The organism is Fibrobacter succinogenes (assembly GCF_902779965.1).
Taxonomy (GTDB): domain Bacteria; phylum Fibrobacterota; class Fibrobacteria; order Fibrobacterales; family Fibrobacteraceae; genus Fibrobacter; species Fibrobacter succinogenes_F.
Genome location: NZ_CACZDK010000031.1, coordinates 1 through 14,422 on the forward strand (window position 1 = coordinate 1; position 14,422 = coordinate 14,422).

Here is a 14,422-nt window from a genome sequence, read left to right on the forward strand (position 1 = left end):
CGGCTACAACATGGGTGACTACTTCAAGCACTGGATCGAAATCGGCAAGAAGTCCACTGAAGACAAGCTTCCGAAGATCTTCTACGTGAACTGGTTCCGTAAGGATGCCAACAACGAAAAGCTTCCGGGTGGCTTCATGTGGCCGGGTTACGGCGACAACAGCCGCGTGCTCGCATGGATCTTCGACCGCTGCAACGGTGTTGACAATGCTAAGGAAACTCCGATCGGTTACATGCCGAAGGACGGCGCCATCAATACTGAAGGCCTCGCTGACTACTATAAGGAAACTCTCCCGGAAATCACGAAGGTTGACGTTGAAGGCTGGAAGAAGGAACTCGCTGACGTTAAGGAAAATCACTATCCGAAGTTCGGCAAGCACCTCCCGAAGGAACTCTCCGAAATCATCGACATGATCCAGGATCGTTTGAACAAAGCTTAATAAGGCGAGTGAAGCGGGAACAAACTTGTTTGTTCCCATTTCCGAGCCGATAGGCTTGCGCTCGTAGAGCGCAACGCATAATGTTCAAAGCGGCCTAGAGTTGCGAACTTAAATGCCCTTGCGATGAAAGTCGCAAGGGTGTTTTTGTATAAAGTTATTGTTTAACGATCAAATTTAGTTGGCGTTGTACTTGCGGCTCGCATGAACGCCCATAATACTAGTACGTAGAGAATCTGTTGTCGATGTATCTGCGATAAACTTTGTTGTTATGTCCAAAGTATCACCACGCCCATATTGGTCCACATATGCGAGTTTCCAAGAAATGGTCGTGTCGCGATATGATTTCATAGATCCATTGAAAAATTGATAGGTTACCCGACGAACTTTTTCAGGAAGTCTACGGACGATGCTTCTAGGATAATCACTTTTAGGAGTGTATTGTACATTGGCTGCACTAACACTGCATTCTCCTGAGCGACTTATTGCTTCATAACCAAAGGGGACGGAGTTTCGGTCTTCAAAAGAAAAACCTTCAGGTAGACCGATGGGTTCAAGGTCATAATTGGAGGTGAATTCAAAAAATTGAGCGCATGCGTAGCCGTATAGAGTCGATAAAACTTTTTGTACGGTATCCCGATTGAATTTTGGAATTTTTGCAATGGGGATGTAATTGACAAGCGCGTTTTCACCGAAGTTTATGTTCTTGTAAGTTGTGTCGTAAATGGTGTCTTTATAGCTTGGACATTTTATACGTTTGTTGTTGGCATCACGGCAAATTTTTACCGTATAACATCCGACGCAAGTTTCGTGGTAACAGCTAAAACTGGTATCTTTTATGTTGCAATCCGATTCGTCCCATTGCGTTGTATCGCCCTTAAAATTGAGCGCTCGGTACATCTTCACGTTTTTGTGTAGCGTGCTATCAGCAATCGAAGCGTAATCTTCGAGGGGAATTTTTTTTGTGGGCTTTGTGCTATTGTTGCCGATTTTGTCACTTGTACACGCCAAAAGACAAAATGTTAAGCTAATTAGCGATACAGCCGTGAATTTACAAGACAACTTCATTTCGTTATTTACAATTAGACGGCTCGATGGCATCATAACAATCCCCATCGTAAAAGCCGGACAATCTTATTCTTAACGAATCAGAATCGTTCATTTCGAATTTAGTTGTTATGTCAAAAGTATCCGCACGGCGGTATTGGTCTGTGTACACCAACTTCCAAGAAATTGTCGTATCTTGGAATGTTGTAAGAGTACCATTGAAAAATTGAAGAGTATTGTCGTCAAGTTCTTCGGGAAGAGATCTTCTATAGACAACAGAATAATGAGGATTCATGGTGTACTGAATACGGGCGCCTTGAACGGAGCATTTCTCTTGACCAGAATCATCCATATCAACGTACGCATCATACCCAAACATCACATCATCTTCATTCTTCCATGAAAATCCCGGAAGCCCAATAACCTTAAGATTATAATTGGATCTAAGTTCAAAGATTTGAGAGCAACGCTCGCCAGAGAGCTTGGAAAGAGCTTTTGCAACAGCTTCTCTATCGAATTCAGGAATCTCAGCAACCGGAGTGTAGTGGACTAGCGCGTTTTTTCCAAAGTTTATATCCGTATAGGTTGTATCGTAAATGGTATCTCTGTAACCGGAACGTTTTTTAGACGGATTTTCGTCATCAAAGATACTGTCCCAAATATCGTCTCTTACTCCGTATGAATAATCGTACCGATCAAAATGGTCACAGGAAAAAGTAGAATCTTTAATTTCGCAATCAGACGGTTCCCAAACGGTTGTATCTTTGTTGAAATTAAGGGCTCTATACCGCTGCACATCTACGTGAAGAGTGCTATCTATAAAGAAATACTCGTCTTCTTCGCTGCTGGAGCTGGGGAGACTACTTTCGCTTGTAGCGTCATTTACGTGATGACCATCAGCACAAGACATTAAAGAATATGTCAAACAAAACACACCAAGAGCAACCAATTGACGAGCATTTTTCATTATAAATCCTCCTTCTCTTATAAAGAAAAAGCCTCATTTGGATAAAATATACAAAATGATACATCATATCAACAGGAATACTTTTATATTTTATCGCAAGTGTATTATATAGGAGATTACCAAGGAGGGTTTTATGAAACTGTTACGCGAAATCATTGGATACGTGCTTGGCGGAGTGCTTTTTGTAGGGTTAATTCCAACGCTGATGTGGCTTGCCTCGGGAATGCCGGATTTGTTGCCAATTGACGCCGCTCGGGGAGTGATCGCTGCTGTGGTAATGCTTGCTGGGCTTGCTTTGAGCGTTTGGACGATCATTTACATGAAACGCCGCGGGAAAGGCAATCCGATGGATGCTTTTGGTCACGAAGTCGCACCACGCACCAGCCACCTGATGACTGACGGTCCGTACCGCCTAAACAGAAACCCGATGCTTACGGGCACGTTCGTTTATCTTATTGGTGCGTTGGTATGGCTGTGGCGTTGGCAGGCCTTGCTTGTATTTGCCGTTTTCGTTGCAATCATGATGGTGCAAGTCTTTAGCGAAGAACGCCGACTCCGCCGCGACTTTGGTAAAGAATACGAAGAATTCTGCAAAATCCGCAGAAGATTTTAAATGTTGTTCTGTAAAAACTGTTAGAACCTTTTATACGCCTTTTTGTTTTTTCAATAAGAAAACTCCTCGGCCGTTTAAAACCGAGGAGCTTTTTTGTGTGTGGCTAATTTATTTTAGAATAACGTTCTTGGCGCTAACCATGCCGTTCTGCTTGACGGAAACCACATAGAATCCGTTCGGCACATTTGCGGAGTTCCAATGAATTTGATGAACGCCCGGTTTGAGGTTGTTTTCTGCAATCTTGGCGACAACGGAGCCGTGGATATCCACAACGGAAACTTCCACATTGCCCTGAGACTGGAGCTCAACAGCCACCGTAGAACGGTTGATGCCCTTTAATGTAGCTGGTACGGGCTTGTTCACGACAACCATGTTGTCTGCAGAAATCGGCTTGCTGGCAATTTCTGTTTCTGCACTCTTCAACAGGCTGCCGCCATTCCACTTGACGACATGGTAAGTGGTGTTGGTCGTTCCGCTCATGATGACTTTTGCACGGTTCTGCATTGTTGTGGACATGCTGTACCAAGTCCAATAGTTTTCATTGTTGGTATCTTCATCATCGAACAATATTTCGCTATGAAGAATGGATCCAGAAGCATAGCTTGCAAAAATGCCAAAGTTGGAGCTGAATGGATACACTATATTCGAAGATAGGTCTCTAGGCACTAGGCAGTATTCGATATTGGCGTTATCGGTGACGACGTTTGGCCAGTACGAACCGGAGGCGTAATTGTGGTTGTCATGGTCTTCGGTATCGTGATGACGTTTGAAATTGTATGTTCCGATAGGGCAATTGTCGTCAAGTTTTAAAACGGCGTAATCATACGGAACTCTTGGCGGATTGGGCGAAATGTAGGAACAGTATGTGAACTTGAGTCCGCCATCCTTTATTTCGATACCCTTCGGGCTCTTGTTCCCGCTAACAATTTTTGTTCTATTCTCATGGTCTTCTGCGTCTAGTCTTATGGTGACATCGACTTTACCGCTTGGGCAAAGCGATCCTGAATTGGCCGGCACAAGAATACCAATTCTGGAGCTGTTGCCTGGATGTCTACCGTATATTACTTGTCCGCTAGCGTTTTCGACTACGATGTCTCCAAATCTTGCTCTCCATGGATACGGTTCCCAGCATCTGCTGGTGCTGTTGTTGCGCGTCTTGACGGTGAAAAACCTTGTTACTGACGCTGGAAAATAGCTGTTTGCAGGAATGGTGCTGTTGGCGAAGTCCATTACCACACGATATATGTGGTTACCGGTTTTTTGGACACGCATGTTTGTTGCTGCTGTCGCGTATTCTTCGAGATCATACAGCGGATTAAGATCGTAATTCGAGAAGTAGGCATAGATTTTAAAACCTTTGCCTATGGTGCTTCCTGAGTTGTACAACCTGAAGGATGGCGAGTAGGTACATCCGTATGTTGTTGAATTTCCGTCGATACTAATAGCCGCGAATGTCATAGACGCGGTTAAAAGAACCAATTGAAATAATTTTTTCATTTTGGTTTGTCCCCTGTTTATAATGTGATTTAATAAACGTACTATGCTGGTGACAGTACGTAAGGATTTAAATCGTAAATCCTCTAGGTTGTAATATAATTGTAATAAAATTCATGTATAAAATGTAAATAATATTTTTCAACGAAAGGCTGAAACTCTGTGTTTTCAGAATCAGAAAACTTATTTGTATTTTCTTTTGTATAAAACCCTTGTTTTAAGTGATCTTTTGTTGTATTTCCCAAGACGATTTATTTGAAATTTTACTTTAGATGATATGGATTAACCCAAATGGGTTATTGTTTGTGGTGTAGTATTTAAATAATTTTGCCGTAACATTTGGATTTAAAACAACATTTATATCATGAGGACAAAATGGAAGAAAATGTAAATTCGTTGGCATCGACTGCTTTTACACGAGTCAAGAATCATTATGAAGCGAATCGTAGCAATATTGGCAAAAATAGAAACAGATCTTCAGAATATGGTATTGCTAATTGTTGTTGTAAGTATGCGCATACTCCCGATATTAATTCTGTTTGGTCTCAGGTTAACTACAAGTTTTTAGAAAAACCGTATGATTATGATGATGCTAATGATGCAAACGGTCATTTGTACGTTCATCCGAATCTTTGGGAAAATGGGGCCAGCAACCATTTATCAGGTGTATTTGAAGTTGTACCGGACAGGATATATCAGATTCGTGGCTATGATATGTCCAACATTACATTTGTAATGAGTAATCCACTTTCAATTCATCCTAGTATGTCTCCTTTTTCTTATCGACATTTATATCCACGTTGGATCGTTTTTGACACTTTGATGAGCAATGAATGTACTGCCGCGGCGATGTCTCTTTTTGATAATTTTTTAAGAATAAAGTATGCGACTAAATTTATGGGTTATTTCCTAAAAGGAAGGATTGCGGGAATGATTATCAGTCATTCGCATATCGACCACTATGGCGGAATGGAAAAAGTTGCAGAATACTTTGTTAAAGATGGGGATGGAAAAATTGGCGGAAAAACCGAAGATGGTGTAGAAATAGTCAATAATCGCTTTATCATAGCTCCTGCCGGTTTTTATGACCATGCTGTTAGTGAAAACGTCTATTTGGGCAATGCTATGGGTAGACGAGCTTCTTATCAGTATGGAAGTTTTATTAAACCACAAAACGAAAAAGATGTTAGTGGTGAAATAAGCATCGGCATTGGGCAAGGACAGTCTACCGGGAAACCTTCCGCAGTGGGTAGGCCGACATTGGAAATTTCGGAAAATACCACACTGAAACTTGACGAAATTGAAGTTGATTTCCAGTTGACTCCGGGGACAGAAGCGCCTGCCGAAATGAACAATTACATCCCGTATTATAAAGCTTTATGGCTCGCCGAAAACTGTTCCGGAACATTGCACAACCTTTACACTCTTCGCGGTGCAGAAATTCGCGATGCAAAGGCTTGGTCGCATTTCTTGATGGAAACTGCTGTTAAATATGGTGATGTTGCTGATGTTATTTTCCAGAGCCATAACTGGCCGCATTGGGGTGAAAATACAACTCAAAAGGATGGAGAACAAAAGGTTCCTACAGTTAATATACGCAATTTTATTATTGAAACTGCTGCCATTTACAAGTACATTCACGACCAGACGCTGCTTTATATGAATATGGGCTACAAGATGAACGAAGTAGCGGACATGCTTGTTTTGCCGAGAAAAATGCAGAAAAACTGGACGCTCAAGCCATTTTATGGAACGCCCGTACACAATGCCAAGGCCGTGTACCAGAAATATCTTGGCTGGTACGATGCTAATCCGATTCACCTTCAGGAGCTTCCGCCAGAACAATTGGCTAAAGAAATGCTTCGCTATGTGAAAGCCGGAAACAATAAAAAAATGTTTGAAATGATATCTGAAGACATTGCTTCTGGAAATTATTGGACTGCGGCCTACATGGCGCATCAGATGGTTCTTGCGGGCGAAAATAGTGATGATATTGACGATGCAAAAAAATTGTGCGCCACTGCATTGCGACAACTCGGTTACCAGAGCGAATCGGGAACATGGCGAAATGCTTACCTGAGTGCCGCATATGAACTTACCCACGATAAGGTTCGGTCAACACAAGATAATAAATCTGATCAGTTGGCTCAAATGCCGCCCGAGACGCTTCTTGATTATATTTCCATTTTCTTCGATGGTGAAAGAGCTGCATCTAAGATTGATTATGATGTATGTTTCAATGTCTTTTCTCTGGATGAAAAACAAAAAATTATTAATCAAACGTATTTTGTATTTGTTGTCAAAAATGGTGCGATACTGTATTATGAAATTACAGAGGAAGACTACAAAAAGCAAAATAGAACAAAATTTATGGTTGAATTTAACGAGCTCAAAAGCGTTGCCGTTGGTTCATATCAAAAGGATTATTTAAGCCAAGTGAATGATTCATGTCGAGAAAAATATACATTCCTTAGCGACATTTCCAATGCTGTAATTGTTGTTTCTAACAAGGATCGCTTTAAATATTTCGATATTATTGGCAGACACGATAGCAATGTGCAAAATGAAAATGGCGATATTGTCGATTTGAAGACCGAAGTGCTTGGTTGTATTAATTTGCTTGAAAAATATGTTAGAAAGTTCGAGAATGAAAAATCTGTACTTGTCCTTTCTAACGAAGATAACGAAAGCTGGAATAATTATTACAATCTGTTAAAAATACAAACTCTTGTTACGCTTGATGGTGATTTCTTTATTCCAGGTGACGAAACCATGGGAATCGGAAATGACGGCAAGTTCATGCCGTACGAATTGTATTATACTTTGTACACGCTTTATAGATACTTGTATCGAAGCTATCTAAAAAATGACTTTGGCTATAAAGGGACTGATGATTCATTTACTAAGTTGAAACAAAGTATTGTTTTGCTCGAAACCTATGTTGCCGATTACTATCTTTGCGATTCTAATTACAGCGTTGAATTTGATTTAGGGGATTCTTTAGCATGGCGTTATCTAAACAATGTTTCCGATGAATCGTCAACACTTGTATCGTTTAATGTTGCTGATTTCTTCAAGGAATTATACACGCGCTACAATAAGCTTTCGGAAAACATTAGGTACTAAAAACCGTTCAATAATTGATGAATAGACCGTAATTATTTTTGCAACGGTCTTTAAAAAAATCTCCGTAGCACAAGTGCTACGGAGATTTTTGTTGTTTGGGGGATATAGTCCAAATATAGTTATTCAGTATCATTATAAAATTGATTTTTACTTCACTAAATGATACAACTGTGTCAAGTGTAATTGTTGTCTAATGACGTATTAATTTTTTGGGAAAAGCCCACAATAAAAACAAAAAACGCTTGCTACAAAAAATGTTGCAATACAAAAGTTGTAAGACAATGGATGTGCATCCTTATGAATAATTTCTCCTCGAATAACAATGCGTTTATCCATTAGACTTGCAATCATAAAAAGGAGTATAGAAACACCTCCTATGAAAGATCTAAAATCTATACATGGATCTCCGTTTCTCGTGTATGGGAAAAATATTGGAATAAGTAAAATAAATCCAAGTAGTTTAAGAATAAAAGATTTTGGATGAGGCGTTTTTTGATATTCCGTTTCTAGCTTGTCATTTAATTTAGAATCTGTTAAAAGACAATTGGGATTATCGCAAAGTTCTTTAATTCTCTTTTCAACTATTTTCACACGTTCTGGTGAATCGTCTGCTTTGAAAGGATCATCTCGAATTAAACTGAGAATGTCATACAATTCCTCAAGCGGGAGCTGACGAATTTTTGCTTCGTAATCTTTGAGATATTCCTGCGAGAACGGCATGATGCTAATGTACAAAAATTTGTCTAGGATATTCTATAGCTTGGTGAATATAACAAAACCTCGCGGGGGAGTTTCTGCGAGGCGATTTTGAAAAAGCGATTGTTTACTTGAACACGGCTGTAATCGTTTGGCCTGCGCTCACTTGTACCAGTCGCGGGTTTTCGGTGGATCCGTCGGACCAGCCCGTGAATACGGTTCCGGAGCTTGCGATTGCGGTCAGCAGCAGTTCGTTATTGCTGAAGAATTTGCATTGATAATTGTTGCTTGGGAGTTTCATCCCGTCAACTAACACGGAGCCGTTTCCGCTTGCGCCAATCGTTACAGAAACTTCGTTTTCGAGGTCGAAGCGTTCGACCATTTCTTTTTTGATGGTTTCGCTGCGGTTCTTGGCGTAAGCAATCAATCTGTTTCCGTTCGGATCCCACTTGAAGTTGCTTTGGTTACGTGGCCATCTCTTTTCGTCGCGCTGCTGTTCCGAAGAGGGGATGGTTGCCATCATGGATTGCACGGTCTTTTGCACCTTTTCGTAAGTCAAGTAGCTATTGAGAAGGATGCAGGCGTTGTTGATGAAAAGCCGTTTGAAGTCGGGATTTTCAAGGAGCTTGCTCAGCATGGTGCCCGGGCCTGCGCTGGCGCCTCCGCCACCGAAGCCTCCGAAACCGCCCCACATACCGCCTTGATTGCCTCCCTGGCTATTGGATTTTGCACCGAGTACCCAGTCGAACATGTTCTGATTATCGACGTCAAAGCCGCTGATGCCCGGCGAGAATCCAAATCCGTGGTCGGTATCGAATGCGACGAATTTGAACGGGTGACCGTTTCCGCCCCAAGCGCGAACGTTGTTTGTAGGCCAGTCGCCATTGTGGAAATACATTTCGGCGAACATGTATTGCGCAAAACTGTTGACGTTGATTTTTGATTTTATTTGTTCGTATTTTGTGTTGTTGTCGCCCGCAAAATTGCCGCCGCTAATTTCATTGTATAGTTGCTGGTATTCTGAAGTCGAGGCGCCATTAGTGCCACTCGCTTCTAGGGTTGTTCCCGCAATTTTAACCATGTTGATGGACTTGGAATCGATGCCATAATTTGTCTCAACAAAGTTTCTGTTCAAGCGTTCGCGCAAGTCGTGGATGCCGAAGTATTCACCGTTGTAGAACACAACTACTTGGCGGCTGCGTTGGTAATCTACATCGGTGCCTTCCATAAGGGCGGTCATCATGGCATCGCCAACATAGTCGCACCAGAATCGGTTCCCGTTGTTGCGCAAGTTGAATGACTTGATTTTTTTTGCTTCTGGGCGAGTCTTGAACAATGAATATTTGAGGACCTTGTCGCCGTAATTATCGTTATCCATCTTGATAGCGACACTCTTCTTGGGCTTGTAGCGGCTCCAGTTTCCGATGATGGAAATGCCGGCGTCGATTTCCCAGGCTTTGCTCTTGGAAGAACTTCCGTTTTCGAAGTATTCCACGTGAGCGGGGAGTTCATCGTCTTTCCAGAAGTTAGCGCCCTTGCAGGGTTCCGTGCATTTTGGGTTGTTGTCGTCGGTTACGTTTCCGCCTCCGCCCATGTTGCCCCAGTTGCCCATGCCGCCGCCGATACCGCTGTTGATATTGCCTGTAGCGTAGAGACCGTCTGTGGAGTCGAACATGTCGTGATGATTTACGGTGATGGCTATGACTGGCATCGAAACGCTTTCGTTGATGAAGTACGTTTGTGTCGTGGTATCCATTGCCTGACCGTTTACAAATTCAGAACAACGTATAACCGTGTTCTCGGTAAGTGTTTTTGCTGTTGTTATTTGATCGGATTGTGCTGTTGGGAAGGAACCGTCAAATGTGCAACGGATTTCACCACCTTTTTGCGGAGAGAGCGGATTTATGGTGAGACTCGAATAGAATCCCGCTGCCGGGAGGAAACTGTCCTTGGGCTTGTGATTGTCATCGTAATCTTTTAGCCCGCTAGAAGATGAACCTGCAATTTTTGCAGAAGAACTGCTTGCTATTGTGGCGTTGGAAATAGCATAGGAGCTAGAAGAATATGTTGGGGGGAGTTGGGCTGGTGTTGAACTGCTTGCAGGTGCAACTGCAGAACTTGAAATTGGAGCTGCAGAGGACGAACTTTTTATGGGATCTTCGCTAGAATTGTTCGATGGTGGTACTTGCGAGGATTCGCTGGAGCGTGCTACGGATGGAGATGAAACATCAACAGAAGTTGATGGATTAGAATTAGAAGATTTATTTTGTTCGATAGACGAAGATGATTCTTCGCTGATTGCGGATGAATCATTAAACGGAGCCGCTGCATTATCGTCGGTGCAGCCGCAAAAATAAGTACTCGCGAAAACGAGACCCCAAACTACGAGTTTTTTCTGCATATCTCATTCCTTGAAAAACTCTAAACCCACACGTATATCCATAATATATAGTGGTTTTTAATACGTTTGATTGTATTTATTGAAAATTTTATTTAAGCGTTGTGAAAATTGTGATATTTGCTAAAACGGTTGAAACGAAAATGCACAAAAAGTGCTCCGCGCTTACGGAACACTTTCAAAAATGTGACGGTTGCTGTGAGCGCTGGAATTGCGCGCTTTAGCAGAAAAAGTCTTTCCAGATCTGATTGCCGAGTTCGTTCAGTCGAATTTGGACTTTTTCAATTTGCTCATGGAGTCCGTGTTCGATGATTTCTTCGATGGTCGTGAACGAGATGTCGGAACGCAGCTTTCCCAAGAGGCGTATGGATTCCGCATTGCTCTTGATGGGGAATGCGATGTTCTTTAGACATAGTTCCGCTTTTTCCAGGCAGTAGCGCAGGGAGCGCGGAAAGTCCTCGGAAAGCAACAGAAATTCCGCGACGTTATGCGGTGTCACGTCGGAATTGCGACGGTGAAACATCTCGTAAGCGCCAACGCTCTTAAGAACGGCGTTCCACTGCACGGTATCGAGTGCCATGCCCACCATGCTCACGTCTGGGAGCAAGATATAGTACTTGACATCTAGAATTCGCGAAGTCTGGTCGGCTCGTTCGAGCAGTGTTCCAAGGTGCGTAAAGTTCCACGCCACATCGTGGCTCATTGTGCCTTGAATAATGCCTGCTGTGAGCTGGCTGAATTCCTTTACGCTACTGTAAAATGCATGCGGCGCGGCCAAAACCTGTTTGGGCATTTCAGGGTCGCTCAACTTTAGGTAGAACTGGTTGATAGCAATCCACAGCTCCGAAGAAATCCTTTCGCGCACACAACGGGCATTCTCACGCGCAGCTGCCACGCACGAAATAATGCTGCTCGGGTTTTCTTTGTCGAAAGTCAAAAATGTCAGGGCGTTTTCGAACGAGGCGTGAGCGTATTTCTTGAAGAAATCGTCGGCATTACCCGCAATTTGGATGACCGGTTCCCAGGGGCGCACCTCGCCGGGCAAGTCCAGTTGGAGTTGGAGGTTCACGTCGATACTGCGCGCCACGTTTTCGGCACGTTCTATGTAACGGGCAAGCCAATAAATGGAATTTGCGACTCTACTTAACATATTACACTTCCTACTTCTAACTTCCTACTTCCTACTGTTTACTGCTGTTGCTGTTGTTGTTCCATCCATAGCTTGGCCTGGCCAAGTTCCGGAGCCTTTTCGTTTTCGGCAATGACCCAAGTATCCTTACAGCCACCGCCCTGCGAGCTGTTCACCACGATAGAGCCTTTGCGGAGCGCCACACGCGTAAGGCCGCCGGGAAGAATGTAGGTCTCGCGACCCTGCACAATGTAGGGGCGTAAATCCACATGGCGTCCTTCGAAACCTCCATTCACGATGCAGGGCACTCGGCTGAGCGAAATCATGGGCTGCGCAATGTAGTTACGCGGGTTTGCTATAATCTTGCTCTTGAACGCTTCGCATTCTTCCTTCGTCGATTTGGGCCCGACGAGCATGCCATAGCCGCCAGATTCGCTTGCCGCCTTGACAACCATGTTTTCGATGTGGTCCAACACATGCTTCATATGCTTCGGGTTTTCGCACACGAAAGTCGGCACGTTCGGAATGATGGCCTCTTGACCCAAGTAGTACTTGATAATCTGCGGCACGTAAGTGTAAATCGCCTTGTCGTCGGCGACACCGCAACCAGGAGCGTTTGCGAGTGCAACGTTCCCTGCCTTGTACGCTTCGATCAGTCCGGGCACGCCGAGGCATGAATCCGGGCGGAACACCTTCGGATCCAAGAATTCGTCATCGACGCGACGGTAAATCACGTGAACCTGCTTGAGTCCGCGCGTGGTGCGGGCGTAAACCTTTTTGTCTTGCACGACAAGGTCATCGCCAGTCACCAAGTCTACGCCCATCTGCTGTGCGAGATAGGAATGTTCGTAGTAGGCTGAATTGTAGATGCCGGGCGAAAGCACGACAACCTTGGGAGAAGCAATGGGTTCGGCCAAATATTCTAGCGCTTTGCGCAGGCGGGTGCAGTACTCGTCCACCGGGCGAATAGAGCAGTTGGAGAATACCTGCGGAAAGGTTCTCTTTAAAATTTGGCGGTTCTGCAACACGTACGAAACCCCACTTGGGCAACGCATGTTGTCTTCAAGCACGTAGAACGTGCCATCGGTATCGCGCACAAGGTCGGTTCCGGTGATGTGTGCCCAAATTCCCTTGGGCGGCACAAAGCCTTCCATCTGCGCTCTGTACGCGGTGCAAGTGTTGATGAGGCTTTCGGGCACAATCTTGTCGCGCAGAATCTTGCGGTCGTTGTAAATGTCCGTCAAAAAGCAATTCAACGCATCGGTACGCTGTTTCAGGCCCGCTTCAAGGTGCTTCCAGTCAGAAGCGCTTACAATGCGGGGAATCACATCGAAGGGGATGATCTTGTCCTTGCCATCCTTGTTGCCGTAAACAGCGAAAGTAATGCCGTTGTCGTAAAAAGCCGATTCTGCAATTTTCTGGCGGCGTTGCAGTTCTCCTTCGGGAAGCTCGTTGATTTTAGTAAACAACGGCTCTGCGACCGGGCGGGGTGTCCCGTCGGGTAAGCAAAGCTCGTCGTAAAAGCCTTCGGTATCGTAGTTTCCAAATTGCATGTTTTGTTTCCTTATGCTTTTATGTGTTAGTTTATTCGCCCTTCGGACTTCTAGTAACTAGTAACTGTTACGAAGCAACCTCAGTAATTCGTCGTATCCACATTCACGGACACTTTCAAGGTGTGCTCACCGCCTCCGGTAATGACGCCTTTTAGCGGGCTCACATCGCCGAAGTCTCGACCCCAAGCGAGCACGATGTGCTCATCGCCTCCGAGTACGTTGTTCGTCGGGTCGAGTTCTACCCAGCCGTGGCCGGGAACGTAGGAGCTCACCCAAGCGTGGGTTGCATCGGCGCCGACGAGCTTGGGCTGGCCTTCGCACGGGTGCGTGTGCAAGTATCCACTCACGTAACGGCAGGGGAGGTGCAGCGACCGCAAGCAGCCAATCATCAAGTGCGCAAAATCCTGACAAACTCCTTTTCGCCCGCGCAAGATTTCTTGCGGCTGCGCTCCGATTCTTGTTGCGCCTGGCGTGTATTTGCAATCCGTGTAGATTCGGGTCATCAGTTCGTAAGCGGCATCAAAAATCGGACGGTTCGGCTCAAAACTTTCGAGAGCGTAATTACGGACGGATTCCTCGAACTTTGCGAAAGGGGAGGCGTAGGCGTACATCGCGGCGTCCAGCGTCTCGGCGCTTGTCGGGCGTTCCAAGAGCTTTGCCACCTGTTCCCATGGCATGGTATCGCTTGGGTTGGGCGGCTCTTCGGCTTGCACATCGACAATCCCTGTCGTCTTGAATCGAAAGTGCTTGTGTTCTTGCTCGATGCTGAACGCCAAAACCTTGTTCCCGTAAATGTCGAGCCGCTCTTGCTGTATCGTTGGATTCGGGTCCACTTCGATGCTGTGGCTAAGCCATTTCTGCCGGCTGACGCTTCGCGGGAGCATGTGCGCCAAATGATTGCTGAAAAGAACGGGAAGGTTGTAATCGTAAACCGTTTCGTGATCGATTTGGTAAATAGGCACT

At 44.5% G+C, this 14,422-nt stretch carries 11 protein-coding genes; 3 read left to right on the plus strand and 8 right to left on the minus strand.

Features of this window, described 5'->3' with window-relative positions:
- On the plus strand, positions 1-439 hold a 439-nt coding region (locus HUF13_RS13170), incomplete at its 5' end, for a phosphoenolpyruvate carboxykinase domain-containing protein (protein ID WP_173475572.1).
- Positions 440-613: 174 nt separating this feature from the next.
- On the opposite strand, the gene HUF13_RS13175 is transcribed toward HUF13_RS13170, so the two are convergent.
- The gene (locus HUF13_RS13175) at positions 614-1,540 is read right to left on the minus strand and encodes a hypothetical protein (RefSeq protein WP_173475573.1); all 927 of its coding nucleotides are present in this window, start codon (positions 1,538-1,540) and stop codon (positions 614-616) included.
- The gene (locus tag HUF13_RS13180; protein ID WP_173475574.1) at positions 1,509-2,450 is read right to left on the minus strand and encodes a hypothetical protein; all 942 of its coding nucleotides are present in this window, start codon (positions 2,448-2,450) and stop codon (positions 1,509-1,511) included. Before HUF13_RS13180 ends, HUF13_RS13175 begins: the two co-directional genes overlap by 32 nt.
- A gap of 133 nt (positions 2,451-2,583) precedes the next feature.
- Between HUF13_RS13180 and HUF13_RS13185 the strand changes: the two genes are divergently transcribed.
- Entirely contained in the window at positions 2,584-3,063 is a 480-nt protein-coding gene (locus HUF13_RS13185; protein WP_173475575.1) for an isoprenylcysteine carboxylmethyltransferase family protein, read from the plus strand.
- 108 nt (positions 3,064-3,171) lie between these two features.
- Here the strand turns inward: HUF13_RS13185 and HUF13_RS13190 are convergent, their stop codons facing one another.
- Positions 3,172-4,560, minus strand: a complete 1,389-nt coding sequence (locus HUF13_RS13190) for a hypothetical protein (RefSeq protein ID WP_173475576.1) — start codon at positions 4,558-4,560, stop codon at positions 3,172-3,174.
- A gap of 372 nt (positions 4,561-4,932) precedes the next feature.
- On the opposite strand from HUF13_RS13190, the gene HUF13_RS13195 reads away from it, so the two are divergent.
- Positions 4,933-7,683 carry an alkyl/aryl-sulfatase gene (locus HUF13_RS13195; protein ID WP_173475577.1) on the plus strand — a complete coding sequence of 917 codons (2,751 nt, stop codon included), beginning with the start codon at positions 4,933-4,935 and terminating at the stop codon, positions 7,681-7,683.
- 201 nt (positions 7,684-7,884) lie between these two features.
- On the opposite strand, the gene HUF13_RS13200 is transcribed toward HUF13_RS13195, so the two are convergent.
- The 5 genes from HUF13_RS13200 to HUF13_RS13220 all read right to left on the minus strand — a co-directional run bounded on the left by HUF13_RS13200 (position 7,885) and on the right by HUF13_RS13220 (position 14,421).
- Positions 7,885-8,403 carry a hypothetical protein gene (locus tag HUF13_RS13200; RefSeq protein WP_173475571.1) on the minus strand — a complete coding sequence of 173 codons (519 nt, stop codon included), beginning with the start codon at positions 8,401-8,403 and terminating at the stop codon, positions 7,885-7,887.
- 103 nt (positions 8,404-8,506) lie between these two features.
- Positions 8,507-10,780, minus strand: coding sequence for a CotH kinase family protein (locus HUF13_RS13205; RefSeq protein ID WP_173475578.1), 2,274 nt, complete (start codon positions 10,778-10,780; stop codon positions 8,507-8,509).
- A gap of 217 nt (positions 10,781-10,997) precedes the next feature.
- Positions 10,998-11,927, minus strand: a complete 930-nt coding sequence (locus HUF13_RS13210) for an alpha-E domain-containing protein (RefSeq protein ID WP_173475579.1) — start codon at positions 11,925-11,927, stop codon at positions 10,998-11,000.
- Positions 11,928-11,965: 38 nt separating this feature from the next.
- A complete protein-coding gene (locus HUF13_RS13215; RefSeq protein ID WP_173475580.1) occupies positions 11,966-13,459 on the minus strand; it encodes a circularly permuted type 2 ATP-grasp protein in 1,494 nt (497 codons plus the stop codon).
- An 80-nt stretch (positions 13,460-13,539) separates the two neighbouring features.
- Entirely contained in the window at positions 13,540-14,421 is an 882-nt protein-coding gene (locus tag HUF13_RS13220; RefSeq protein WP_173475581.1) for a transglutaminase family protein, read from the minus strand.
- Position 14,422: the final 1 nt, after the last annotated feature.

Coding starts and splice junctions, on each gene's coding strand:
- HUF13_RS13175 (WP_173475573.1), bottom strand. CDS start 1,540: ATGATGCCATCGAGCCGTCTAATTGTAAATAACGAAATGAAGTTGTCT.
- HUF13_RS13180 (WP_173475574.1), bottom strand. CDS start 2,450: ATGAAAAATGCTCGTCAATTGGTTGCTCTTGGTGTGTTTTGTTTGACA.
- HUF13_RS13185 (WP_173475575.1), top strand. CDS start 2,584: ATGAAACTGTTACGCGAAATCATTGGATACGTGCTTGGCGGAGTGCTT.
- HUF13_RS13190 (WP_173475576.1), bottom strand. CDS start 4,560: ATGAAAAAATTATTTCAATTGGTTCTTTTAACCGCGTCTATGACATTC.
- HUF13_RS13195 (WP_173475577.1), top strand. CDS start 4,933: ATGGAAGAAAATGTAAATTCGTTGGCATCGACTGCTTTTACACGAGTC.
- HUF13_RS13200 (WP_173475571.1), bottom strand. CDS start 8,403: ATGCCGTTCTCGCAGGAATATCTCAAAGATTACGAAGCAAAAATTCGT.
- HUF13_RS13205 (WP_173475578.1), bottom strand. CDS start 10,780: ATGCAGAAAAAACTCGTAGTTTGGGGTCTCGTTTTCGCGAGTACTTAT.
- HUF13_RS13210 (WP_173475579.1), bottom strand. CDS start 11,927: ATGTTAAGTAGAGTCGCAAATTCCATTTATTGGCTTGCCCGTTACATA.
- HUF13_RS13215 (WP_173475580.1), bottom strand. CDS start 13,459: ATGCAATTTGGAAACTACGATACCGAAGGCTTTTACGACGAGCTTTGC.